This window comes from Candidatus Dormiibacterota bacterium (genome assembly GCA_035635555.1).
In the GTDB taxonomy this organism is placed as follows: Bacteria; Acidobacteriota; Polarisedimenticolia; order Gp22-AA2; family Gp22-AA2; genus Gp22-AA3.
Genome location: DASQAT010000037.1, coordinates 18065 through 40585 on the forward strand (window position 1 = coordinate 18065; position 22521 = coordinate 40585).

The 22521-nt window shown below is 68.4% G+C and carries 21 protein-coding genes and 2 tRNA genes; 6 read left to right on the forward strand and 17 right to left on the reverse strand.

Going from position 1 to position 22521, the window contains the following annotated elements; translation table 11 throughout:
- Nucleotides 1-1386: a tetratricopeptide repeat protein gene (locus VEW47_10410; protein HYS05592.1), complete on the forward strand. Its 1386-nt coding sequence runs from the start codon at nt 1-3 to the stop codon at nt 1384-1386.
- Nucleotides 1387-1430: 44 nt separating this feature from the next.
- On the opposite strand, the gene VEW47_10415 is transcribed toward VEW47_10410, so the two are convergent.
- The 8 genes from VEW47_10415 to VEW47_10450 all read right to left on the reverse strand — a co-directional run bounded on the left by VEW47_10415 (nt 1431) and on the right by VEW47_10450 (nt 9095).
- Nucleotides 1431-2120, reverse strand: a complete 690-nt coding sequence (locus VEW47_10415) for a DUF6498-containing protein (protein ID HYS05593.1) — start codon at nt 2118-2120, stop codon at nt 1431-1433.
- Nucleotides 2117-2911, reverse strand: coding sequence for a polyphosphate kinase 2 family protein (locus tag VEW47_10420; protein ID HYS05594.1), 795 nt, complete (start codon nt 2909-2911; stop codon nt 2117-2119). The genes VEW47_10415 and VEW47_10420 overlap by 4 nt, the downstream gene beginning before the upstream one ends.
- Nucleotides 2908-3633 (reverse strand): MOSC N-terminal beta barrel domain-containing protein, encoded by a 726-nt coding sequence (locus tag VEW47_10425; GenBank protein ID HYS05595.1) that lies wholly within the window; start codon nt 3631-3633, stop codon nt 2908-2910. Before VEW47_10425 ends, VEW47_10420 begins: the two co-directional genes overlap by 4 nt.
- Complete coding sequence (locus tag VEW47_10430; protein HYS05596.1) at nt 3630-4625, reverse strand: alcohol dehydrogenase catalytic domain-containing protein; 996 nt, start codon at nt 4623-4625, stop codon at nt 3630-3632. The genes VEW47_10425 and VEW47_10430 overlap by 4 nt, the downstream gene beginning before the upstream one ends.
- A gap of 291 nt (nt 4626-4916) precedes the next feature.
- Nucleotides 4917-6677, reverse strand: a complete 1761-nt coding sequence (locus VEW47_10435) for a DUF885 domain-containing protein (protein ID HYS05597.1) — start codon at nt 6675-6677, stop codon at nt 4917-4919.
- A 122-nt stretch (nt 6678-6799) separates the two neighbouring features.
- Nucleotides 6800-7618 carry a 6-phosphogluconolactonase gene (gene pgl, locus VEW47_10440; GenBank protein HYS05598.1) on the reverse strand — a complete coding sequence of 273 codons (819 nt, stop codon included), beginning with the start codon at nt 7616-7618 and terminating at the stop codon, nt 6800-6802.
- Nucleotides 7591-7684 (reverse strand) — tRNA-Ser (locus VEW47_10445). The genes pgl and VEW47_10445 overlap by 28 nt, the downstream gene beginning before the upstream one ends.
- Before the next feature lie 85 nt (nt 7685-7769).
- The gene (locus VEW47_10450) at nt 7770-9095 is read right to left on the reverse strand and encodes an MFS transporter (protein HYS05599.1); all 1326 of its coding nucleotides are present in this window, start codon (nt 9093-9095) and stop codon (nt 7770-7772) included.
- Nucleotides 9096-9208: 113 nt separating this feature from the next.
- On the opposite strand from VEW47_10450, the gene VEW47_10455 reads away from it, so the two are divergent.
- The gene (locus VEW47_10455) at nt 9209-9937 is read left to right on the forward strand and encodes a DNA-3-methyladenine glycosylase (GenBank protein HYS05600.1); all 729 of its coding nucleotides are present in this window, start codon (nt 9209-9211) and stop codon (nt 9935-9937) included.
- Here VEW47_10455 and tadA read toward each other — a convergent pair.
- The 3 genes from tadA to VEW47_10470 all read right to left on the reverse strand — a co-directional run bounded on the left by tadA (nt 9846) and on the right by VEW47_10470 (nt 11840).
- Complete coding sequence (gene tadA, locus VEW47_10460) at nt 9846-10274, reverse strand: tRNA adenosine(34) deaminase TadA (GenBank protein ID HYS05601.1); 429 nt, start codon at nt 10272-10274, stop codon at nt 9846-9848. The two genes, VEW47_10455 and tadA, sit on opposite strands and share 92 nt — an antisense overlap.
- 118 nt (nt 10275-10392) lie before the next feature.
- Nucleotides 10393-10809 carry a cupredoxin domain-containing protein gene (locus VEW47_10465; protein HYS05602.1) on the reverse strand — a complete coding sequence of 139 codons (417 nt, stop codon included), beginning with the start codon at nt 10807-10809 and terminating at the stop codon, nt 10393-10395.
- A gap of 209 nt (nt 10810-11018) precedes the next feature.
- On the reverse strand, nt 11019-11840 hold the full coding sequence (locus VEW47_10470) for an energy transducer TonB (GenBank protein HYS05603.1): 822 nt from the start codon (nt 11838-11840) through the stop codon (nt 11019-11021).
- A gap of 451 nt (nt 11841-12291) precedes the next feature.
- Here VEW47_10470 and VEW47_10475 point away from each other — a divergent pair, with 451 nt between their 5' ends.
- Complete coding sequence (locus tag VEW47_10475; GenBank protein ID HYS05604.1) at nt 12292-13083, forward strand: hypothetical protein; 792 nt, start codon at nt 12292-12294, stop codon at nt 13081-13083.
- 13 nt (nt 13084-13096) lie between these two features.
- On the opposite strand, the gene VEW47_10480 is transcribed toward VEW47_10475, so the two are convergent.
- A complete protein-coding gene (locus tag VEW47_10480; protein ID HYS05605.1) occupies nt 13097-13972 on the reverse strand; it encodes a DUF4824 family protein in 876 nt (291 codons plus the stop codon).
- Complete coding sequence (locus tag VEW47_10485; protein ID HYS05606.1) at nt 13969-15024, reverse strand: DUF2157 domain-containing protein; 1056 nt, start codon at nt 15022-15024, stop codon at nt 13969-13971. Before VEW47_10485 ends, VEW47_10480 begins: the two co-directional genes overlap by 4 nt.
- A 175-nt stretch (nt 15025-15199) precedes the next feature.
- Here VEW47_10485 and VEW47_10490 point away from each other — a divergent pair, with 175 nt between their 5' ends.
- Nucleotides 15200-16210: a hypothetical protein gene (locus tag VEW47_10490; GenBank protein HYS05607.1), complete on the forward strand. Its 1011-nt coding sequence runs from the start codon at nt 15200-15202 to the stop codon at nt 16208-16210.
- 27 nt (nt 16211-16237) lie between these two features.
- On the opposite strand, the gene VEW47_10495 is transcribed toward VEW47_10490, so the two are convergent.
- Together VEW47_10495 and VEW47_10500 are read right to left on the reverse strand one after the other, a co-directional pair.
- A tRNA-Arg gene (locus VEW47_10495) sits at nt 16238-16314 on the reverse strand.
- 61 nt (nt 16315-16375) lie between these two features.
- On the reverse strand, nt 16376-17755 hold the full coding sequence (locus VEW47_10500) for a lysine 2,3-aminomutase (GenBank protein ID HYS05608.1): 1380 nt from the start codon (nt 17753-17755) through the stop codon (nt 16376-16378).
- A 187-nt stretch (nt 17756-17942) separates the two neighbouring features.
- On the opposite strand from VEW47_10500, the gene VEW47_10505 reads away from it, so the two are divergent.
- Together VEW47_10505 and VEW47_10510 are read left to right on the forward strand one after the other, a co-directional pair.
- Complete coding sequence (locus VEW47_10505) at nt 17943-18890, forward strand: ATP-binding cassette domain-containing protein (protein ID HYS05609.1); 948 nt, start codon at nt 17943-17945, stop codon at nt 18888-18890.
- Complete coding sequence (locus tag VEW47_10510) at nt 18887-20230, forward strand: ABC transporter permease (protein ID HYS05610.1); 1344 nt, start codon at nt 18887-18889, stop codon at nt 20228-20230. The genes VEW47_10505 and VEW47_10510 overlap by 4 nt, the downstream gene beginning before the upstream one ends.
- Here the strand turns inward: VEW47_10510 and VEW47_10515 are convergent.
- Together VEW47_10515 and VEW47_10520 are read right to left on the reverse strand one after the other, a co-directional pair.
- A complete protein-coding gene (locus tag VEW47_10515) occupies nt 20192-21349 on the reverse strand; it encodes a CapA family protein (GenBank protein ID HYS05611.1) in 1158 nt (385 codons plus the stop codon). The two genes, VEW47_10510 and VEW47_10515, sit on opposite strands and share 39 nt — an antisense overlap.
- Complete coding sequence (locus VEW47_10520) at nt 21346-22521, reverse strand: hypothetical protein (protein HYS05612.1); 1176 nt, start codon at nt 22519-22521, stop codon at nt 21346-21348. The genes VEW47_10515 and VEW47_10520 overlap by 4 nt, the downstream gene beginning before the upstream one ends.

The window sequence follows — 22521 nt, forward strand, 5'->3', positions numbered from 1 at the left end:
ATGCCGAACAGCGACACCACGTCCCGCCGCGTTCTGCGCGCCGTTCTGGCGCTCGCCGCTCTGGCCCTGTGGCCGGGGCCGGCGCGGGCCTCGGACGACCCGTCCCCCGATCTCTGGAAGGATCCCGCCTTCCAGAAGGCGTTCCTCGGATCGTATGGCGTGCAGTCGGAGCTCGAGCCGAAGCTGACGCAGATCGAGCTGCAGCAGATGCAGAAGCTCCTGCCGCTCATGGACACCGACCCCGATGCCGCCGCCCGAAAGCTGCAGGGGCTCGCCAAGCCGAACGCCAGCGCCGTGTTCGATTTCACCCTGGGGAACCTGGCCTTCCAGAAGGACCGGCCCGAGGACGCGGAGGCGCATTACCGCGTCGCTGTCTCGAAGTTCCCGAACTTCCGCCGGGCCCTGCGCAATCTCGGCCTCATCCAGGTCCGCCTCGGCCAGTACGAGGACGCCGCGCGCTCCCTGTCGCGCGTCATCGAGCTGGGGGGCGGGGAGGGGCTGACCTACGGGCTTCTCGGGTACGCCTACGCGGCGATGGGTCAGTCCCTGTCGGCCGAATCCGCCTACCGCAGCGCCGTCCTCCTGCAGCCGGACCTCCTCGACTGGAAGGTCGGCCTCGCCCAGACGCTGCTGAAGCAGCAGAAGCACGGAGAAGCGGCGGCGCTGTGCGGCGAGCTCCTGGAGCGCGATCCGGGACGGACCGACCTGTGGCTTCTCCAGGCGGGGGCCTACGTCGGTCTAGGGCAGCCGCTCAAGGCGGCCGAGAACTACGAGATCCTGCGCCGGATGGGGAAGGGGACCGTCGGCAGCCTTTCGACCCTCGGCGACATCTACGTGAACGAAGGACTCTGGGACCTCGCCGCCTCGGCGTACAGCGCCGCCCTGGATGCCGACCCGCAGCAGGATCCGGGCCGCCCGCTGCGCTGGATCGCGATCCTTTCGCAGAGAGGGGCGAACGCCCAGGCGCGCGCGCTCCTCGATCGCACCACGAGCATCTACGGCGATCGGCTGGACGCCGCGGCGCGCAAGGACCTCCTGCGTCAGAAGGCAAGACTGGCGTCCGCCGAGGGGATGGACGGGGAGGCGTTGGGTGTGCTGCAGGAGATCGTCGCTCTCGATCCGCTCGACGGGGAGGCCCTGCTGCTCCTGGGCCAGCACTACGTCCGCGCCGACGATCTCGAGCAGGCCCAGTTCTACTACGAGCGGGCCGAGAGCCTGGAGGCGTTCGAGGCCGAGGCGAAGGTGCGGCGGGCGCAGATCCTCGTCCGACAGTCGAAATATCGCGACGCCGTCCCCCTCTTGAAGAGGGCGCAGGAGATCAAGCCGCGCGACGACGTGGCCCGTTACCTCGAGCAGGTGGAGCGTCTCGCGAAGACCCGCGGCTGACGGCGCCGCCGCGCTCCTCGGCGCGCCGGAGCGGCCGGTCGAGATCAGGCATCGGCCCGCGTGGCAACGACGGGAGGAGGAGGCGCTTGAGACGGCGGGAGTGGCAGGTCGGCCTCGGACATGTGTGCCCGGGCGTGCTCCCACATGTGGCTGACCAAGTCGACCGCCAGCTTGCAGACGACGACCGACACCGAGAAGGCCGTCGAGCGGCCGGCGCCCGGCACGAGGCGCGTGAGCAGAAACCCCAGAGCGAACACCGCCGCCATCAGCGCCAGGCGCGCGTAGGGCTGCACCAGCAGGGCGACAAAGCTCACGCTCCGGAACTCCGCGTGGCCCAGGTAGTTCCACACGAACGACACGCCATGGCTCAGCGCGAAGATCAGCATGAGTCGTGGGATCTCCTTCCCGTCACCGTGGATTCCAAAACCCAGGGCCAGGACGAGAAAAAAGAATGCCGCCAAATAATAGGGGACCAGGACCATCACCAGCGCCAGGCGCGTGCCGGCCTCGCGCAGATCGGTAAGAGTGTTCAAGGGTTTCCGGAACAGCGCCCAGACGAACATCTTCAGGACGTTGACGACGCCGATGATCATCGTCTCGATCCAGTACACGCGGACCACGTCGGCCCATCCCCAGCGGCCGTGGAAAGCGGCGACCGCCACGACCAGGTTGGCCGCGACCAGAGCGACGACGGCGAACCGGCTCCCGGTCCTTCTGCGCCGTGTCGGATTCATCGCTTGCCCGCCTCGGCGCGGGGCGCGGGGTATTTCAAGCGCATGTCCTCGAGAGCCCGCACGATGCGCTCGGACACCAGCAGGTCCCGATACCACTTCTTGTTGGCCGGGATGATGTGCCACGCCGCCCACGAGGTATTGCAGCGCCTCATCGCCTCCTCGTAGGCGGCCACGTAGTCCTTCCAGAGCTTCCGGTTCTCCCAGTCGACCGGGTCGAACTTCCAGGCGCGGCGCGGATCCTCGAGACGCTTCTCGAGACGTTCCTTCTGCTCCTGCTTCGAGATGTGCAGGAAGAACTTCAGGATGGTCACGCCGCTGTCGGCCAGGAGCTTCTCGAAGGCGTTGATGTGCGCGTACCGGTCGCGCCACACGGCCGGCGGCACGAGCTTCCTGACGCGCGCCGCCAGCACGTCCTCGTAGTGGGACCGGTTGAAGACACCGATCATGCCGAGCGGCGGGACCTCTCTGTGCACGCGCCAGAGGAAATCGTGCGACAGCTCCTCGGAGGTCGGGGCCTTGAACCCGGTCACGCGGCAGCCCTGAGGGTTCAGCCCCGACAGGACGTGGCGGATCGTGCCGTCCTTGCCCCCTCCGTCCATCGCCTGGAGGACGACCAGGAGAGCGTGCTTCCCCTCGGCGAACAGGACCCGCTGCAGATCGACCATGCGGCGGACGTGTTTCGCGACCGACTCCTGCGCCTCCTCCTTGTCGCCGCACCGGGAGGTATCGCCCGGGTCGAAGTCCCGCAGCCGCACTCGCGCGCCCGCAGGGATGTGGATCGGTTGCGTCATCGATCGGCCTCGTGTCCGCGAGCCTGGCGGTCCGCTTCGAGAAGCTCCACCTCGTCCCCCACGGAGACGGCTCCCTCCCGGATCACCAGGGCGTTGAGGGCCAGCCGGCCGTCGAACTCGCGGTGGATACGCTTCAGCACCGAGACATCCTGTTCCAGCGTGTCGGGATCGAACGTGGTCATGACACAGCGGGCCCGCAGGCTGTGCAGTCCGATCAGGGCCGTGCCGGCGCGCAGGGTGCGTCCCTCCCAGCCGCGCTCGGCGAGCCCCGGCACCCCTTCGATCAGGAGGTTCGGCCGCAGGCGCCGCCGGTCGAATCCGAACGCCTCGATGGCGCCGTCGGTCGCGACCAGCAGGGGAAGGACGTCGAAGCGCTCCTCACCGTCGTAGCGCACCAGCCGGGCGTCCGCGCCCGCCGCCGCGACGACGTCGCGCGCCACGTCCGCGGAGCTCCACGGACGTCCGTCCACGAGCGGCTCGCCATCCGGCCCGAGGATGCTGCGGTGGCCGAGCAGGCGAGGACGGGTCCGCGCCGTGATCACCTGACCGCGCGCGTCCTGCACGTGCACGACGCGGTCCCCGGCGAGGCCGTCGCGGCGCACCTCGGCGCGCTGGAGCGGCTCGCCCGCCATCGACTTCACCGGGTAACGCCACAGCTCCGCGATGCGCAGGGAGTCCGCCTTTCGAGCCGAGGGATTCGGGCCGCTCGGCGGCCGGCTCAGAGCTTGATGACTGCCCGGTAGCGGACCTTGCCGGCCTCGAGACGCTCGCGCGCCTCGTTGATGCGATCGAGCGGATAGACCTCGAGCCGCGGCTTCACCTTCCCCGCGGCGGCGAGGTCGAGCGCCTCGACCAGGTCGCGCCTCAGGTTCTGCTTGCTGCCGACCAGCCGGACCTGCTGCGACAGGAAGTGAAGCGGATCCACCTGGATCGGTCCATCGACGAGCCCCATGTTGACCATTCGTCCTTCGGGCCGCAGGCCGCGCAGCGCCTGCGTCGCCTGCGCCGCCGAGTTGGTGGTGCCGAGGATCACGTCCGCCCCGCCGGCGTCGAGCAGGGCCTGGCCCGCGTTCTTGGACGCTACGATGACCTCGTCGGCGCCCAGCTTCCGGGCTTCCTCCTTCTTGTCGGCGCTGCCGGTGATCGCGATGACCTGAAGCCCGAGCGCCCGGGCGTATTGCACAGCCAGGTGGCCGAGCCCGCCGACGCCGAGGACCGCGACCGTGTCGCCGGGTCGCGGCGCAGCGTTGCGCAGACCGCTCATCACCGTGAAGCCGGCGCAGAAGATCGGCGCCGCCTCCTCGTCGCTCAGGCCGGACGGCACGAGCGTGCAGCCCGTCGCCCAGGCCAGCATCAGCTCGGAGTTGCCGCCGCCCATCTGGACCCACGACTGGTACTCGGCGCAGTAGGACACGCGATCCTCCTGGCAGAAGTGGCAGCGCCCGCACCCCCTCTGGGCCCACGACACTCCGACCCGGTCCCCCCTGCGCAGGCCGGCGACTCCCGCCCCGACCTCCTCGATCGTCCCGACCGGCTCGTGTCCCAGGACCATCGGGAGGGGAACGGCCATGACACCGTGCTGCACGTGCAGGTCGGTGCCGCACATGCCGCTGGCCTTGATCCTCACGAGCACCTGCCCGGGCTGCGGCTTCGGGTCGGGCAGCGTCTTGATCGTCCACGGTTTCCTGATTTCGGTCATCACCGCTGCGCGCATCGGTTCACCTCCTTAAAGCATCGAAACCTCACGGGACCATGATAGGACGGATCGTCCGGAGTCGGAGATTCGCACCGCAGTGGAGACAAGAAAAAGGCGGGGAGGTTGGGTCCCCGCCATTTGTTTCCGGGAGGAAGGGCGGCCGTGTGGAAGGCGTTGGTCGCAGGCCGCCGCGACGGATGCGCCGGACCCCGCGAGAGATCCGACTCGATGTCCGCCACTATCGGAGTTCTCCGTGTCGCTCTCGTGGACGTGAGGTGACGGGAGGGAGACGAAAGTACCGCACGACGCCTAACCGGGATGCGAGGGCTGGTCGAGGAGCGCCCGAGCGTCGCGCGGCGGAATCGTCCCGAAGGACAGCAGGCGCTCGTTGAACGCGCGCAGGCGGAACCGGTCCCCCTCCCGCCTCCGCGCCTCGCGCAGCAGGTCGGACATCTCCAGGTAGCCGACGAAATACGTGGAGAGCTGCGTGGACGACACCTTGGCCCGGCGCAGCTTGCCCCGCGCCTCCGCCTCCTCCTGGAACCCGGGTCCGCGCAGCAGGTCCATGGCGAAGCGATCCGCCGCCTCGTCGGACATCGCGGTCGTGTGAAGGCGAGCGTCGAGGATGGCGTTGAGGGGCACGCGCAGGGTCTGCTTGAGATGGACCAGGAGATTCTCCGGCTCGTCCGAGGCGTAACCGTTCTCGAACATCAGCCTCTCGGCCAGGACCGCCCAACCTTCGGCGAAGGTCCCGGAGGAGAAGAGCTTCTTGTAGATCGTGGCGATGGGTGAGCGCAGGGCGTGCCAGTACTGCACGTAGTGGCCGGGGAAGGCCTCGTGGATGGTGAGCCCCTGCAGGGCGTAGTCGTTGTACTCGCGCAGGAAGGATTCGGTTTCGCCGCGGGGCACGGAGGAGATCCAGAACGACTTTTTCAGGTCGGGCTCGAGCACCGGCGGCGGATTGAAGAACGCCACCGCGACGCCGTCCATGAAGCCGGGGGTCGGCTCGACCACGAAGTTGTCGTCGTCCGGGGGGAGGCCGATGAGGTCGCGCTCGCGGATGAACGCCTTGATCCGGTCGACGGCGCGCCGTGTGTCGCGGAACAGCGTGTCCGGGGTCGAGTGCCGCTTGGTCACCTCGTCGAGCACCTCGCGGACGATGGTGTTGACCAGCGCGTCCCCCTTCTCGGCGTGACGGTGGCCCGGGTGGAGGCGGTCGTGCAGGGGAGCGGCGACCTCGAGCATGTGCGTCCTGTCGGTCTCGAGCTGTGCCTGCGCCCGTCGCAGGATCTCCTCGGGCGTCAGGGACGACTGCAGCGTGTGCCGCAGCTTTTTCGTCCACAGGTCCGTGCCGAGCCTCCAGTCTCCGAGCGACCGCGGCAGGAGGTCGTTCTCGAGCCAGACCTTGAACTCCTTCAGCGCCGCGATGACCTTTCCGGTTTCCGTCTCGAGATGCCGGCGGATCTTCGGGGCCTTCGCGAACAGAGGGGGAGCGACCGTCTCGAAGAAGCCGACGCTTCCGCCGCTGGTGTGGATCGTCAGATCGGTCACGACGCGCGCCGGGTTCTTGAGGTTCGCCTGCGCCGCCCGCAGGAGGGACGGGATCGCCTCCATGCGTTTGAGAAGGGCTTCGAGGCGTTCCGGCCACAGCGGGGAGTCCGCCTCCTGCAGGGTCAGGAAGAGCGTGGTGTTGCCCAGCAGGTCGATGTAGTTCTGTGGATCGCGCTCATACGGGCGGATCTCCTCGAGGGCGAAGATCGACGCCTCGATGTCGGTGCGGACCAGGTGATAGTCGATGCGGGCGCTCGTGGACAGACGCTCCGGGGCGACGGCCCGGAGCTCCGCCAGGTAGTTCGTCGCCAGGCGCAGCTTCTCCCCGATCCCCGCGGTCGTCAGATCTTCCAGGAGCGAGTCGTACTTGTGGTAGCCGGCGAGGGTCGCCTGCGTCGGATAGGCGTGCAGCGAATCATCGAGGTAGCGATCGGCGATGCGGTAGAACTCGAGGTCGGGCCCCTGCGCTCCGGCCGGAATACCGCCCGGGAACCGTGACTGGACACGCTCGACCGTCATCGACGTGCCCCCCGATGCCCCTCGCGCGTGGCACGGGGCGGCCGCCATTCCGTATTGGGGCGTCGCATCGGCGAGGCACACTATCACATCCGCCCTGCCGGGCAAAAGCGGCGCTGCTGGCCTCATCGGACGAGATGCGCCGCTCCGCGATCGGCGATGACGACGACGCGGCCGCGCGCCTCCTGGAGAAGCCGCGCCGGGCACTCGTCCAGGCTGCCCTCGGGGGCGAGCGCGCGCCGCAGCGCCTCCGCCTTGGCGTCGCCGCTGACCAGGACCATGACGCTCGCGGCATTCCGGATGACGGGAGGAGTGAGCGTGATCCGGCGGGCCCGCATCGGCTCGACCCAGGGGGCCGTGACGAGACGCCTGGGTTCACGCAGCGCCTCGCTCCCCGGAAAGAGGGACGCCACGTGGCCGTCGGCCCCGAGACCCAGGAGGATCAGGTCGAAGCGCGGAGCCTGTCCCTCCTTCAGCCCGAAATACGACTTCAGCGTCGACTCGTACGCGCTCGCCGCGGCCGCGGCGTCCGGGCTCTCCGCCGGGATCCGGTGCACGTTCCCGGGCGGCACCGGCACCTTCGACAGCAGAGTTTCCAGCGCCATCCGGTAGTTGCTGTCGGGATGGTCCGGCGGGACGTGACGCTCGTCCCCCCAGAAGAACTGGAGCGCCGGCCAGGGAACCAGGTCGCGGTACGGGGCCTGCGTGACGCGCGTGTACGCCCCCCGCGGCGTGGCGCCGCCGGAGAGCGCGACGGTGAACGGTCGCTTCGGACCCGCGCCCCGCGCCAGGCGAGCGAATTCGCCGGCTCCGGCCCGCTCCAGCTCTTCGAGGTCGGAGACGACGCGCAGTTCAGGTTTCGGGGACGGTTTGCTCATGACCAGGCTGTTGCAGAACGGCCCGCCGACAGGGTGAATGGCGGAGAGGGTGGGATTCGAACCCACGTGGGGCTGATTAGGCCCCAACCCGCTTTCGAGGCGGGCCCGTTGCGACCACTTCGGTACCTCTCCGCCGGTAACTCTACCATCGGGCGCGAACCGAACGCCAGGCGCCCGGTGCGCAGGCAGATGGCACGCGGCGGAAAGGCCGGCGGTTTCAGGCGGCCGCGGCCCGATCGAGGTCGTCCGGCAGATAGCGCGAGCCCGCGAGGAGCAGGACGCCGGAGACGAGCATCGCGGCGACGGCGAGCAGGATGCCGTGCTGCAGGCTCGATCGATCCGACACCCAGCCGATGAGAAAGGGGGACGGGGCGTCCCCCAGGATGTGGATGATGACGATGTTCGCGGCCACCGCCATCGAGCGCAGGCGCACCGGGCTGACGCTGATGATGACGGCGTTGAGGGGGCCCGTGTTCAGGAACAGGAAGAAGATCGCGACCGCGAAACAGATCGAGAAGGTCCGGCGATCGGGGGAGGCGATGGCGATCCAGGCGAACGGAATGGCGATCAGGACCCCGAGGCCCGAGAACAGCATGTAGGCGCGCCGCGTCCGGCGCATCAGCAGATCCCCCGCAAACCCCCCCACCAGCGTCCCGAGCAGCCCGGCCGCGGCGACGATCCCGCCCGTGAGGCGGTTCGACTCCTCGAGGGAGATCCCCTTGATCGTCTCGAGGTAGCGCGGCATCCAGAACGCCATGCCACCGATGGCGAAGGTGAGCGCCGCGTAGCCGAGGTTCGTGAACAGATAGGAGCGCGCGCGGATCAGCCGCCGGTAGGTCGACACGACCCGTGCGATGCGCTCCCTGTAGGAGAAGGCCGCTGCCGCCTCGGCAGTGTCCGCGGAGGGTGCATGCGCGCCGGGCCCGTCCATCGCCCCGCGGACCGGCTCTCTCAGGAACAGGATCGGGACCGCCAGAAGGAGGCCGGGGATTCCCGCCAGGAGAAAGAAGAACCTCCAGCCCCGCTCCGCGCCAAGGAGAGGCACGAGGAGGTACGCGAGGGCCGCCCCCGCCGGGATGGTCAGGAAGAACGTCGCCATCACCCGGCCGCGTTTGCGTGCCGGGAAGAAGTCGGCAAGAAAAGGCGGCGACAGCGTCCCGAACGAGGCCTCGCCGATGCCGACCAGTCCGCGCGACAGCAGAAGGACGCCGTAGGAGCGCGCGAACGCGGAGCAGGCGGTCGCGAGACTCCAGAGCGCGGCGCCCAGCGCCAGGATCCGGCGGCGCGGGTAACGGTCGCCGAGATGACCGAACACCGGGGCCGTCGTCAGGTAGACCAGGAAGAAGAGGGTGCCGAAGAGGCCGTACTCGGCGTCGGTGATCGGGAAGTCCTTCCGGATCAGGGTCTGGACCGAGGCGATGATGTAGCGATCGAGGTAGTCCAGGAGGTTGAGGCAGGTGAGGAGGGCGAGGACGTACCTGGCGTAAGCGACGCGCTCGCCGTCGTGCGCTGCGAGGGGGGGGCCGCCCGACGTCATGGCCATCTCTCTCCCGGACCGTCGCGCGGAGGGAGGCTCCGCCGCAGCACGAATCTTAGCGGAGGATCCCGGCGGCGCGGCCTGAAATAGTGTCTGCGGTAAACTGCGGCGTGACGACCATGATCCGCGCCTGCGCGCCTGACGCGCCCGCATCGTTCGCGCCGCTGCCCCGCTCTTTCTACGCCCGGCCGGTCCACGAGGTCGCGCGCGATCTCCTCGGGACGATCGTCGTGCGGACGATCATGGATCGGCACGGCGCGCCGTCGCGGCTCGCGGGGCGCATCGTCGAGGTCGAGGCGTACGACGGCCCGCGCGACCTGGCGTGCCACGCCGCCAAGGGGCGGACGCCGCGCACGGAGGTGATGTTTGGCGAAGCGGGGCATGCGTACGTCTATCTCGTGTACGGCATGCACCGCTGCCTGAACGTCGTGACCGGGCCGGTCGGATATCCCGCGGCGGTGCTCATCCGGGCGCTCGAGCCGGTCGAAGGGGTCGACGCCATGGATCCCGGCCGCGCCGCCCCGCGCCTGCTGGCCGCCGGGCCGGGGCGTCTGACGCGCGCGCTGCGCATCGACCTGTCCCTGAATCGCGCGGACCTCTGCGGCTCCGGACCTCTCCACATCGAGCCGGGAGTCGAGATTCGGGACGCGGAGGTCGTGCGGGGACCGCGCATCGGCGTGGACTACGCGGGGAGGTGGGCCGGCAAGCCGTGGAGGCTGGGGGTGCGGGGGTCGGAGTCGCTGTCCGGTCCGTTCCCTAGCCGGAGCGCCGGCGGCGGAAGAACTCGCGCAGGAGCCCGGAGGCCGCCTCGGCGCGCACACCACCGCGCAGCTCGAAGCGGTGGTTGAGCCCGCGCCGCGCCCGCCTCAGCAGCGACGTCCCTCCCACTTTTGGGTCGCGGGCCCCGAACACCAGCCGCCCGACGCGCGCGTGCACCATCGCCCCGAGGCACATCAGGCAGGGCTCGAGCGTGACGTACAGCGTGGCGCCGGTGAGCCGGTAGTTGTGGGCGGCGCGGGCCGCGCGCCGGAGCGCGACGACCTCGGCGTGCGCCGTGGGGTCGTGCGCGCCGATGGTCCGGTTGGCGCCGCGGCCGACGATGCGGCCTCCGGAGACCACCACGGCCCCGACCGGCACCTCCCCCCTGCGTCCCGCGGCGCGCGCCAGGCGGATCGCCGCGTCCATCCACGTCTCGTCGCTCGATCGCACGCGCGGGAGTCTAGCAAAAAAGAACGGCGGCCCGACGGGCCGCCGTCCACTTCCCCCCGGAGTGGTTGCCGGGGGAGCCCAGGCGTCAGCCGGGCTAGTTCACCACGAGCGTGCCGTTCTTGCTCCAGCGCTTGAAGCTCACCGACTTGGAGCAGCGGAACTCGAAGGTCCCGGCCGTCGTCGGCGTCAGGACGACGACCGCCGGCTTCTCCGGGGAGACCTTGTCGCTGATCTCGAAGTCGGGGAACTTGATGGAGTAGGTGCTGTCCTTGCTCACGAACGTGATCTGCACCTTGTCTCCCCGCTGCACGCGCAGCGTGCTGGGAGCGATCTTGCCATCGTACGCCGTCACGTGGAACTTCTTCACCTGGCCAGGGGCGACGGCCTTGGCGGCGGCCGTCCCGCGGTTCTGATGCCCCTTCTGGTCGGGCTGCTCGGCGGTCGCGATGGCGGCGCCGAAGGCCAGGACGGTCAGGGTCAACAGCGTGCCTCTCAATATTCCGGATCGCATGCTTTCCTCCCACCACGAATTGAGGACAGGCGCCGTGTCCCGTCCGGTTGCGCGCGCTGCGCCGTACCCGATGAATTTCGTGCGCGGCCCCGGGTCCGTCAAGGGAGTTGCACAAATGAGATCCGGGCAAGAGCGCCTGCGGCAAAGGTTTGCGAGCGACACGAACCGACGCACCGTGTCGGATTTCAGGCGGAGGGTAGAAGGGGCCTTCAGCGGGCCAGGGTGAACTCGACCATCACCTGGATGTAGGCGGCAACCGGACCGCCGTTCATGAGAGCCGGCTGGTAGCGCCACTGCTTCACCGCGTCGATCGCGGCCAGGTCGAAGCCCCAGCGCTGGTCGGGGCTCTTGACGACTTCGATCTCGCCCACCGTGCCGTTCTTCTCGATGACGGCGAGGAGGATGACCGTCCCCTGCAGCCCCGCCCTGCGCGCCAGGTCGGGATACTTCGGCAGGGCGCGGCTGCCGGGAACGAGTGTCGGGGGGATCAGCCCCAGAGTACCCTGCACGTAGGGTCCGTCATGCCCGCCGCCGGGGCCAAACGGTCCCTCGTCGGGACAATCCAGACAGGAACCGCCCGGGCCACCGTTCGGCTTGTCTCCGTGGCCGTCGGGATCGCCCGGCACTCCAGCCGGTCCCGTCGAACCGTTCGTCGGTTCGTCGACTGCCGCCTTCTCCGGCTCGGGAGGGGGAAGCAGGCTTTCCGCCGGCCTGGGCGCGGCCTTCTTTGCGCTGGCCTTCGTCGCCGCACCGGGGCGCGCTTCGCTGCCGGCGCCGCCTGTCCCTTGACGAATGTTCCCGGCCGGAATCTTGTGGTGGCCGCCGGGAGGTTTGAAGACGACGCGCAGGTCGACGCTCGCCTTGGGCGGATCCATCACCTCCATGACCAGCAGCGGGGCGAGGAGGAGGGCCGTCAGGCCGAAGCCGTAGAACGCGACCGCCACGACCAGGCCTCGCCCCCTCGCGAAGAGGACGGCGCGGGAGCCGGGGCGGGACACGACGAGCGATGAGAACTCTGGCGCTGCGAGCATGAGTCACCTCGCACGGGAATGGAACGGGTCCCAGCTCCGGAAAACGCGGAGTTTGACTGGAAGGGAACTGTATCTGCCGTGTGCCAAGCGGGAAAAGCGGTGAGCCGGGAGCATGGGACCCCATTTCGAGTTCTTTTTGGGCCGATCCGCCCCCGGCCCCTCAGGCGGCCGGTGCAAGGAGGCCTCAGGGGGCGATTCAGTGATCGGGACCGGACCGGCCCTACTAACTAATGACGGAACTGTACTGTCTGATAACCCCGCCGTCCGCTCCAGGCGATCCGGCAGCGGTGCATCGGAGCAGCAGACGAAGGCGGAGTCCGGACCGCAGCGCGGTCCACATGGCGGACCGCGGCCGGGAAGGGGGGGGCGGCGGCCGACGGCCTCCCCCGACTTGATCTCCGATGATGGAGGCATAGATTTGATCCCGGTTCGGAGCGTCCGGAGGGAGATGATGAGCCGCAATCAAGCCGCAGTCCTGGGAGTCCTCGTCGGGCTGAGCGTTCTCCTGCCCGCCTGCTTCAGCAAACCGGCGAACCTGGCGGCGGACCCTGCCCGCCGCAAGGAAGTCATCGAAGCGCTCGCCGCCAATCCGGCCGCGCGCGCCGAGGTGATCGACCGCCTGGTCGGGCCGCCCGAATACCGGGCCGCCGTCATCGATCGGATCCTGAAGGACGAGTCGGCCGCCGGCGACCTGGTGGCGAAGATCATCCTGCAGGACCGTGGCAAGGCGATCGTGGCGAGCAAGATCGCCGCGGACCCCACCGCGAAGACGTTCATCCGGATGCTGATGCTGACCGGCGTGATGGGGGAGTCGCTGACCCAGCAGCAGGCCGACGCGCTCGGCATGGGCGAGCCGTTCGCCTACGGAAACCAGACCCGCACGATGCGCGACCTCAAGGCTGTCGGTGCTCTCCTCGACGGCTTCGCGAAGAAGCAGGCCCAGGAGCAGGGGCCGCGCTTCCCCGTGTGCTTCGACTTCGCCGCGCTCGATACCTGCCTGGCCAAGAAACTCCCGGCCGGGAGCCTGGATAATCTGAAGACGAAGGACGCCTGGGGACACGCGTTCCAGTACCACAGCGATCGCGAAGGGAAGGGGTACATCCTGGTCTCCTACGCCAGCGATGGAAAGTACGACGAGCTGGGCAAGGTGGGGCCGACGCAGGGCTACGACTGCGACATCGTTTTCTCGGACGAGGGCTTCATCCAGTGGCCCGGCTGGATCCGCAGGAACGAGGTGCGCTAGAGACCCGGCGCGCTCAGCCGCCCGGGGCAGGGGGAGTCGCGAGCGCCTGGACGTCTTCGATCCAGGGCTCGAGACGGCGGCCGTAGCTCAGGGTGACCCGGTAGCGCGGCGGACCCTGGAGGTAGGCGGCGTACCCTCCGTAGTCGATCCAGCCGATCGGATTCTCGTTCTTGAATTGCGCCTGCCTCACCTCGTCCAGCACGCTTCTCCTGTCGAGCGGAACGTGGATCTCCGAGGGGAGAATTTCCGAGACGGTCCCCTCCAGGCGCGCACCCTTCCATGTCTTCGTGCTCTCGTCCCACGACCTCCCGAGCTGCAGGCGGGCGACCGCGCCGGTGACGATGTAGCGGGATCGGTCCGCGTAACGGCCCCGCAGCGCGACGCGGTCCAGCCCCACGTCCACGACGAAGAGTCTCGAGTGACCCGTGCGCTCCGACTCCAGCTGCTTCTGGCGCTGCTCGAGCGTCTGCGACACGCTGGTGCCCGGCGCCGGGTTCAGGAGCTCCTGCTCCCGCCGGGAGATCCAGGATTTCCAGGCCTCTCCGTCGAATTCCAGAACGGCGTACAGACGCCTGGGGAGGGCCTTCTCGTAGAAGAGCTCGGCCGTCGGGTCGGCCGGGGGGACGGCGCAGTCGAACCCGATCTCCTCGAGCTTCCTCTGGTCGAACCATCCCGGTCCCGTGGCGGCCCAGCGATCGGCATCGCTGGCGTCGAGCCGCAGCCAGAGACCGGTGTTCTCCTTCTCCTCGTAGCCGAGCCGCAGCTCCCTTTCGGTGAGGACCAGCCGCGCCTCCGGCTCCCCCCGACGGTTGTACGCGACCCCCACGAGCACGACCGCGTTCGTCAGCAGAAGGAGGGCGCAGGCGATGAGAGGACCGAGGCGTCTCACGCCGCTCCCTTCAGGCTGACCGTCCGCAGTCTCTTGAGAAGCAGGAGCAGCCCGACCGCGATGCTCCCCAGGATGAAGAAGAACAGATACTTCGGCATCCAGTCCCACCACCAGTCGAAGAACTTCGTGTAGAGGTAGATGACGAAGAAGGTGCAGGCGAGGTTCGTCACCTCGCGGAGGCGCTGCCTGATCCCCAGCCAGATGGCGACGCCCGAGACCGCGAACCCGGCGATCTGATACAGCGACTCGACGCGGGCGTTGGGGACTCTCAGGTAGCTGATCTCTCCCCAGTTCGCGAGCACCAGGATCGGCAGGAAGACGCCCAGGAGTCCGAAGATCCGGTAGATCGGCAGGAAATCGCGATAGGCCCGGTGGGGCACGAGAGGGATCAGGATGAGGACCAGCGCCGCGGGGAAGAAGTTTTCGGGGCGCTCGCCGAAGGACAGCCAGTAGCAGCCGCTCCAGGTTCCCATCGTGGCCGACAGCCAGCCGGCCAGGCTCAGGATGCCCGCCGCCAGGAGGATCCGCAGGCCGTACGTGTAGGCCAGGATGAAGCCGAAGGCGGCCCACGGCAGGAAGGCGCTCGGCGACGGGGCGATGTTGAAGACCGTGCCCAGGACGACGAGATCGAGCACGAAGCAGCCGAACGCCACGAGCCCCACGATTCCGGCGATGTAGAGCGTCCTCTCCTTGCGCGCGGCGAATTCCGTTCCGATCAAGGCCAGGAGCGGGGCGGCCAGGACCAGGGCGACCTGCGCCGCTGTGCCGAACAGGCCCCAGAATCTATAGAAGAAGAGATAGACCGAGGCGCACAGGGCGAGCGCTCCCAGGAACGAGGCGATGCGCATCCCCCAGGACATCTGCTTCTGGGCTTCGGTCGTATCGATGTCGAACGCCTGCGACAGCCGGCGCAGCGTCTCGTCGTGGTGCCTTGCGAGGCTCAGTTTTTGCTCGTCCGGCAGCGCGAGGACTCCCTCCGCCTCGAGGGTCCGGAGCTCTTCCCGGAAGGCGCGGATGCGGTCGGCACGTTTCTGGGCGTCAGCCTGGCTCATGCGCTGACCGGCATCCTATCCCACCCGGCGGATCGGGTGTCAACCCGCTTTCTCGGTCTTTTCGCTGTTGACAGACCCGCCGCCACGGAGTACTAGAACTGGCAGACTCAACCCGAGCGGCCCTCGGGAAGTCAGATAGAGTGCGTGGCCTCCGCCAGGCCACCGAGGAGGGTTCATGAGACTATCCGGGCACGCCAGTCCGAGATCGACCTCAAGGATCAGAACCGCGCTGCTGCCGGCGGTCGTCGTTTGCGTTCTTCTCGCCGCGACGGGCACCGCCGCCGCCCAGACCGCGACCAATACGCTGCCGGTCCTCTACCGCCTCGACAAAGGGAGCAACTACGAGCAGGGATGCTTCGGCCCCTGTGCCTGCCCGGTGCTGATCAGCACGGAGGCGGTGGGGACGCTGGTCCTGACGCCGGCCGGGTTCGACGGCCTGTACAACACGTTCAAGGTGACCGATATCAACTGGATCGTGTCGATCAACGGCACCGATACCTTCGTCACCGGCTCCGGCACCTACAAGGTGGGCGGCGAGGTCGCGCTGCAGCAGGAGCTGACGCTCGACCTGAAGGTGGGGGACGACGCGGTGCAGCGCTTCGACAGCGGTCTGGTCGGGGTGAGGGCTCCCTATCCCGCCATCGACGTGACGATCTCGATCAACGGCATGACCTGCTTCGACACGGTCTTCCACGTCGCCACCTCGCCGGTGCCGATCGACCAGATCATTCCCTACCGGCTGCTCGCCGGAAGCACCTTCCAGAGAGGGTGCTTCAACGCCTGCGACTGCGCCGTCGGCCAGAAGCTCCCGATGACCGGGGCCTTCGCCCTCGTGCCGCTGTCGCCGACGCCGCTTTTCAACAGGTTCGCCGTGATCAACGCGCGCTGGCGCGTCCAGGACCCCACGGCGACCGGCTCGTCCGCCGGCTTCCCGGTGCGCGGTGCGGGCATGTATCTCTATGGCGGCGAGTTCGCGGTGCAGCAGAGGATGAACATGATCCTGAAGGTGGACAAGGAGGCTCCGGCCCACTTCGACAGCGGTCTGGTCCTGGGCGGCGGCACCCCGCGCATCGACATCAGGATGTCCGTGGTCGGCGCGGTCTGCCTCGACACGGTCCTGGAGATCCACGCGGAACCCCGCCTGCTGTTCCGCCAATCGCCCCGCACCGACGGAGACGCTCCTTAGATCAGGAGAACGCTGCACGAGGCGGGGTGGTGCGCCCAGCAAGACTCGAACTTGCGACCTTCGGATTCGTAGTCCGACGCTCTATCCAGCTGAGCTATGGGCGCACATCCCGAACAGTTGCTTCCTGCAGGAGCGGAAGTCTAACACAGGACGGCGGAGGTCGCTTCAAGCGCGGGCACGGTAGGCGCGCCAATAGGCCTGGCCCGACTCCGGCAGGGTGTAGATCGGGTCGTAGTACTCGTGGCGCTTTGCGAGCGCGCCGTCGTCGTCCGACTCGAGGGCGGTGCGGTAGTTCTTCGTCCAGAAGGTGATCCCCTTCTCGCGGTCGTAGTCCTTGATCTGGTGCACCCAGCGCTTGCCGACGAACGGCACGTCGCAGACGATGCGCGGCGTGGCGAAGCCGGGGAGATACCCCATGATGTCGTGCTGCAGCTGCTGGGCCTCGTGCACCGCCAGCCGCCAGTGCTCGCTGTTCGGGATCATGTCGCACATGTAGAAGTAGTACGGCATGATCCGCGCGTGGTCGAGCAGGGTGAAGCACAGATCCAGCAGCGCCTTGGCGCTGGCGTTCACGCCGCGCATCAGCACCCCCTGGTTGCGCACGTCGCGGAACCCCATGTCGAGCAGGTGCACGACCGCCTTGGCCACGAGGGGCGTGAGCGACTCGGCGTGGTTCACGTGCGTGTGCACCGCGAGGTCGACGCCGCGCTCCCGCGCCTTTTTCGCCAGCCGCTCGAGACCGCGCAGGACGTCGTCCTGCAGGAAATGCTGCGGCAGGGCCATCAGCCCCTTGGTCGCCAGGCGGATGTCGCGGATGGTGTCGATGTCCATGAGGCGCGACACGAAGTTCTCGAGCACGGAGATCGGCAGGTTGGCGATGTCGCCGCCCGACACCACGACGTCGCGCACCTGCGGCGTCTTGCGCAGGTGATCGAGAATCTGCGTGTAGCGGTCCTTCTGCTGGATGCTGAACTTGTGCTTCTCCACTTGAGGCACGTCGTTGCCGACGAGATCCATGCGCGTGCAGTGGCCGCAGTACTGCGGGCAGGTGGACAGGAGCTCCGCCAGGACCTTCGTCGGGTAGCGGTGCGTCAGCCCCTCGACCACCCACATGTCGGCCTCGTGCAGGCTGTCGCGCTGCGACTTCGGATGGCTGGGCCAGTCCGGGTCCCGGTCCTCGAACGCGGGGAGCATGTAGCGGCGCACGGGATCGTTCCACAGGTCCTCGACCTGCATCGTGTTGAGCATCTGCGGCGGCACCAGGAGCGACATCGTGGCGCGCTCCTTCTGGTCCCGCTCGATCCCCGCCGCCAGGGATTCGGGCAGCAGCGGCCCGAGGGCCTCGCCGAGCTCCTTCAGGTTCTTGACCGTGTTCTTGCGCTGCCACAGGGCGCTCTCCCACTCGGCCTGCGTGGTGTCCCGGTACCCGGGGATGCGCCGCCAGTCCGGCTCGACGAACGGTCGCCTGAGGGGGTACTCGAAAGGCTGGTGGGACGGCGTGGCGGGCCTCAAGGCCGTCGTCGTGCGTGGGGTGTGATCGCTCATTCCGCTGGCCTCGCGCCCGGTTTCGGATTGTGCAACGCTGTTTCCGTGGCGCCGTCCATTGTCTCAGGAACCGGCCCCCTTCGCAAGCGCGGGGCGGGACCCCTTCGGCGTCATTATAAGTAGTGCCCAAAGCGGCCCTCGGGCAAGCGCGGCGGCGGGTCGAGGGGGGCCTGTATAATGCGCCCCCATGGCCGTGCTCCTCTTCTCCCACCTGCGCAAGGCCTACGCGGCGACCGTCGCGGTCTACGATGTCACGTTCGAGGTCCGCCCGGGAGAGGTGTTCGGGCTCCTGGGCCCGAACGGGGCGGGGAAGACGACCCTCATCCGCATGCTCATCGACATCATCGCGCCGGACGCGGGGGAGATCCTCCTGGACGGCCGCCCGCTGTCGCGCGCCGACCGCGGGCGCATCGGCTACCTGCCGGAGGAGCGGGGTCTGTACCGCAAGGAGAAGGTCCTCGACATCCTGGTCTACTTCGGGATGCTGAAGGGTCTCGACAGGGGCGCCGCCCGCGCCCGATCGCTCGAATGGCTCTCCAGGGTCGGCCTGCCCGAGGCGGCCGGACGCCGGGCGGACTCTCTCTCGAAGGGGATGCAGCAGAAGGTTCAGATCGCCGGGGCGCTTCTGCACGATCCCGCCATCCTGGTGATGGACGAGCCGTTCACGGGGCTTGACCCGCTGAACGCCGTGCTCGTCAAGGACCTGCTGCGGGAGAGACGGGACCGGGGGAGCCTGGTCATCCTGTCGACGCACCAGATGCCGATGGTGGAGGAGCTGTGCGACCGCGTGGCGATGATCGATCGCGGGCGGCTGGTGCTGTACGGCGACCTGGATGAGATCCGACGCAGCCACGGTGAGTCGATCGTGCTCGTCGATACCGACGCCGACCTCGGGGCGCTGCCGATCGTGGCGCGCGTCGAGCGCCAGGGGGGGCTGCATCGAGTCGTCCTGCGGGACGGATCGCGACCGCGCGATCTGATGGCGCTCCTGCAGGAGCGGCGGATCGCCGTCGATCATTTCGAGGCCCTGCGCACGCCGGTGGAGGAGATCTTCGTGCGCACCGTCCGCTCGCAGGGGGGAGTTCCCGCGCCGCCGCCGGTTCTCGCGGCGTCCCACCCGGTCGAGCCGGCGTGAGCAAGGTCGGCGTCGTCGCGGGCCGGGAGTTCCTCTCGACGGTGAAGCGCCGCTCGTACCTCATCGTCACCTTCGGCATGCCGTTCTTCCTGAGCGCCTACGTCGCGATCGTCGGCCTGCTGCCGGCCTATTTCATGAGCCGGTCCGGGACATCGGTCAAGCCGATCGGCATCGTGGACCTCGCGCGCGTCGTCCGCCCGGAGGTGATCGACGTGGTCGCGAAGGAGCACGACGTCGCGGCACGCGTGGCCGGCGAGCTGGTGCGGCGCGTGGCGCCCGGCGCTTCCAGCGACAGCGCCGTCACGTCTCTGCTCGAGGAGTTCGTGCGGCCGCTGGCGTTCGTCAAGGTCGCCTCGAAGGACGAGGCGCTGCGGCAGCTGCGGGACGGTGTCGTGCAGCGCGTCTTCGTGCTGCCCGTCGACTACATCGGGAGCGGCGCCGTCGAGACGTACCAGACGGAAGCCGCGCCCATGACGAGAGGCTCGGAGCGGGCCGAGCGGGCCCTGGCCAGGATCCTTCGCCAGTCCCTGGCGGCCGGACGCGTGCCCGAGGACGTCGGCACGCGTCTGGAGCAGCCGATCGACTCGTCGGCGTCATCCTCGTTCCTGGTGCGCGCGGACGGCGGCGTGGAGCCGGACAGGGCGAGCGAGCGGATCGCGCGTCTGGTCATCCCCGGTGTTTTCGCGATCCTCCTGCTCATGTCCCTTCTCACGACCGCCGGCTACCTCCTGCAGGGTGTGGTGGAGGAGAAGGAGAACCGCGTCATCGAGGTGATCCTGTCGTCGGTGACGCCGCAGGACCTGCTGTTCGGAAAACTTCTCGGGCTCGGGGCCGCGGGGCTGCTCCAGCTGGGAGTGTGGGTGACGGTGGCCGGCCTCGCCTCGAGCCTCCTCGCGGCGGCGGCGCTCGCCTATTTGAACTGGAGCCTGTTCCTGTTCTGCCTGCTGTTCTTCATCGGCGGGTACATGATGGTGGGCAGCCTGATGACGGGCACCGGTGCGCTGGGCACGAATGCCCGCGAGAGCCAGCAGTTCTCCGTGATCTGGACGCTGTGCCTGGTGATCCCGCCGGCCGTCACGTGGATGCTGATCGTGGACGATCCGAACAGCTGGATGGCGCGCGTTCTCGGCTGGTTCCCGCTGACGGGTCCGATCACGATGATGATCCGCCTCGGCACCGGGAAGGTTCCGGCCTGGGACGCCGCGGTGGCGCTCGCGTGCCTGGCCGCGGGAGTCTACCTCAGCATCCGCGGCTCGGCCGCGCTCTTCCGGCTCGGCCTCCTGATGTACGGCAAGCGTCCGTCACTGCGCGAGATCGTCCGCCAGCTCAGACACGCCTGAGCTCCGCTTCAGGCGCAGGGTGCCGCGCCCCGCCTCGATCCGCAGCTCGGGCCCTGTCGGCCCCGAGATATCCACCAGCCGGCGGAGCGCTCTATCCGCAGCCCCTCCCCGGAGCACTTTCGGCTGGTAGCGCACGCGCGGATCGCGGTTCTTCACGTACAGGGGAAAGGCGCTCACGACGGTCTCGTCATCCTCGAATCGAACGGCGATCAGCAGACCCTCGGCATGGCTGTTGCGGGACCCGAAGGTGAAATTCCCGACGCTGTAGAAGATCGGGCAGCCGTGGTAGATCTCGAACGGCTGCACGATGTGAGGGTGATGACCGATCACCACGTCGGCGCCGCAGTCCACGGCGAATCGTGCCTTGGCTCTGTTCTCGGGGGAGGGCTCGCGATAATAGGGAACACCCCAGTGGAACGTGACCACGACCCTGTCCACTCTTTCCCGGAGTGCGCCGATATCGGCCTTCAAGGCCTCCGGCGTGTCCATCGCGGCGCCCGGCAGATCGGCCGTCGCCGCGCACCTCTCGTTCCAGTAATATCCGAGGAGACCGACCCGCCAGGGACCCGCCCGCCGGATCAGCGGCCGGTGAGCCGCCGACCGGTCGACCCCGGCGCCGATCGCGTCCGCCCCCGCTGACGCCAGCGCATGGAGTGTCTCGATGACTCCGTCGCGTCCGCAATCCAGCGCATGGTTGTTGGCGAGCGTCAGCACGCTGATCCTCGCTCGAGTCAGCGCGGCGGCCAGTCCCGGATTGACCTTGTAGGAGTAGTTCCGGGGCTCCTTGGCGGCATTTCGCGCCAGAGGCCCCTCGAGGTTCCCGAGGACGATGAAGGCGCTCTTGAGGAGCGGGAGAACGGCCTCGAAGGGGTAGTCGTTGTCTCCGCCTCGCAGTGCCTTCCTGGCGTGATCGCCGAGCATGATGTCCCCGACGGCGACGACGGAGAACGGCGGCTCTCCCAGGGCGGTGAGATGCGCGTCGAGGTCCGTCGGGGTGTAAAGGTCTTCCGAGACCGGGATCTCCTCGGGCGGGAGGTGTCGCAGCAGGATCTGCATGTTCCGTTCGCCGGCATCGGGCGGGGCTGCGTCCCATGATCGATCGGCGGGGGGGCGACTCACGGCGTCATCCTCTCTCTGTCGCCTGTGCCGAACGCGTACCCGAAGGTCGCCGTATAGAGATTCTCGTCGTAGTCGGTGGCGTCGCTCGGGTCGGACGTCAGCCCGGCCGCGGCGAAATGTGATCGATTGACATCGCGCTCCGCCGCCACGGCCAGGAACCAGCCTCCATTCAGGTCGGCGCGGAAGGTGAGCGTCGTGTAGCTGCGCCTGTCCGTGCGGTCGAAGTGGAAGGCGTCATTCACGTCCGTCGTGACATACGTGCGCTTCTCCCCTTCGTACTCCGCGCTGAGGGACTTCCTGCGTCCCTTTGCGCCCCAGCGCCAGCGCCCCGCTATCGTGAGGACGTTCCGACGGCTGGAGACGTCGTCGTGGATGAACGGATCACCCTGGCTGCCGCGGGCGTGCAGATCTTCCCTGCGGAAGGTCGCGACCAGGCGGAGCCGGCCGCCCGCGAGCGGCGTCCAGATCGGCCCCGCGGAGTAGTACGGCATCCGGCTGTCGCGCTCGTTGAAGAAATGGTCGTAGTTGCGCTCCTCGTTCCCCCCCGCCACCTCGATCCAGAGCCGGTCGGGCAGGATCGCCTGGTCCAGTTCGACCTGCCGGATCACCTTCTTGTACCTGGTCTCGAGGCGACGCACGGGGCTGGTCAGAGGGACGACACCCTCCTCGACGGCGATGTCGCTGACCATGTTGCGGCTGTAAAAGCTGGGGAGAAGACTGGAGCTGAGGCGAACCGTGGTCGTGTGCCTGCCGCCGTGAAGCGGTTGCAGGACCGCGAAACGGTAGGACTCGTAGTCCTTGATCGGGTTGTCCCGGTATCGATAGAACGATCCGTCGAGGCTGAAACCCGTCGGCAGATCGCGCAGCCACTTCGCGCGCAGGCCGACGGACAAGCGAGGGGTCGATACGAAATCGTCGGCGGTGTCGATCGAGAAGCGGTTGGACGCGAGGTTGCGGGCCTCCTGCGTCGGGGACGGGTGCTGCAGGCGGTCGAGGTCGCGTTGCGAAAGCTGAATGATGTTATCGTCGTACCTCTCGTCGAGCGCGAGACGCAGGTTCCAACTCGTCTCCGCCGCCCACGCTGGCGGTGGCGGCACCACGGTCGGGACCGACAGGACGAACGCCGCCAGTCCGATGGTGCGCACCCACGATCGGCCTGGCGCGGAGTCCAC

Bases quoted from the DNA above. Each gene is read 5' to 3' on its own strand.
- VEW47_10410 (HYS05592.1), top strand. From the start codon at position 1: ATGCCGAACAGCGACACCACGTCCCGCCGCGTTCTGCGCGCCGTTCTG.
- VEW47_10430 (HYS05596.1), bottom strand. From the start codon at position 4,625: ATGCGCGCAGCGGTGATGACCGAAATCAGGAAACCGTGGACGATCAAG.
- VEW47_10505 (HYS05609.1), top strand. From the start codon at position 17,943: ATGGCCGTGCTCCTCTTCTCCCACCTGCGCAAGGCCTACGCGGCGACC.
- VEW47_10475 (HYS05604.1), top strand. From the start codon at position 12,292: ATGAGCCGCAATCAAGCCGCAGTCCTGGGAGTCCTCGTCGGGCTGAGC.
- tadA (HYS05601.1), bottom strand. From the start codon at position 10,274: ATGGACGCGGCGATCCGCCTGGCGCGCGCCGCGGGACGCAGGGGGGAG.
- VEW47_10455 (HYS05600.1), top strand. From the start codon at position 9,209: ATGATCCGCGCCTGCGCGCCTGACGCGCCCGCATCGTTCGCGCCGCTG.
- VEW47_10415 (HYS05593.1), bottom strand. From the start codon at position 2,120: ATGAATCCGACACGGCGCAGAAGGACCGGGAGCCGGTTCGCCGTCGTC.
- VEW47_10465 (HYS05602.1), bottom strand. From the start codon at position 10,809: ATGCGATCCGGAATATTGAGAGGCACGCTGTTGACCCTGACCGTCCTG.
- VEW47_10490 (HYS05607.1), top strand. From the start codon at position 15,200: ATGAGACTATCCGGGCACGCCAGTCCGAGATCGACCTCAAGGATCAGA.
- VEW47_10420 (HYS05594.1), bottom strand. From the start codon at position 2,911: ATGACGCAACCGATCCACATCCCTGCGGGCGCGCGAGTGCGGCTGCGG.
- VEW47_10450 (HYS05599.1), bottom strand. From the start codon at position 9,095: ATGGCCATGACGTCGGGCGGCCCCCCCCTCGCAGCGCACGACGGCGAG.
- VEW47_10435 (HYS05597.1), bottom strand. From the start codon at position 6,677: ATGACGGTCGAGCGTGTCCAGTCACGGTTCCCGGGCGGTATTCCGGCC.
- VEW47_10470 (HYS05603.1), bottom strand. From the start codon at position 11,840: ATGCTCGCAGCGCCAGAGTTCTCATCGCTCGTCGTGTCCCGCCCCGGC.
- VEW47_10500 (HYS05608.1), bottom strand. From the start codon at position 17,755: ATGAGCGATCACACCCCACGCACGACGACGGCCTTGAGGCCCGCCACG.
- VEW47_10485 (HYS05606.1), bottom strand. From the start codon at position 15,024: ATGAGCCAGGCTGACGCCCAGAAACGTGCCGACCGCATCCGCGCCTTC.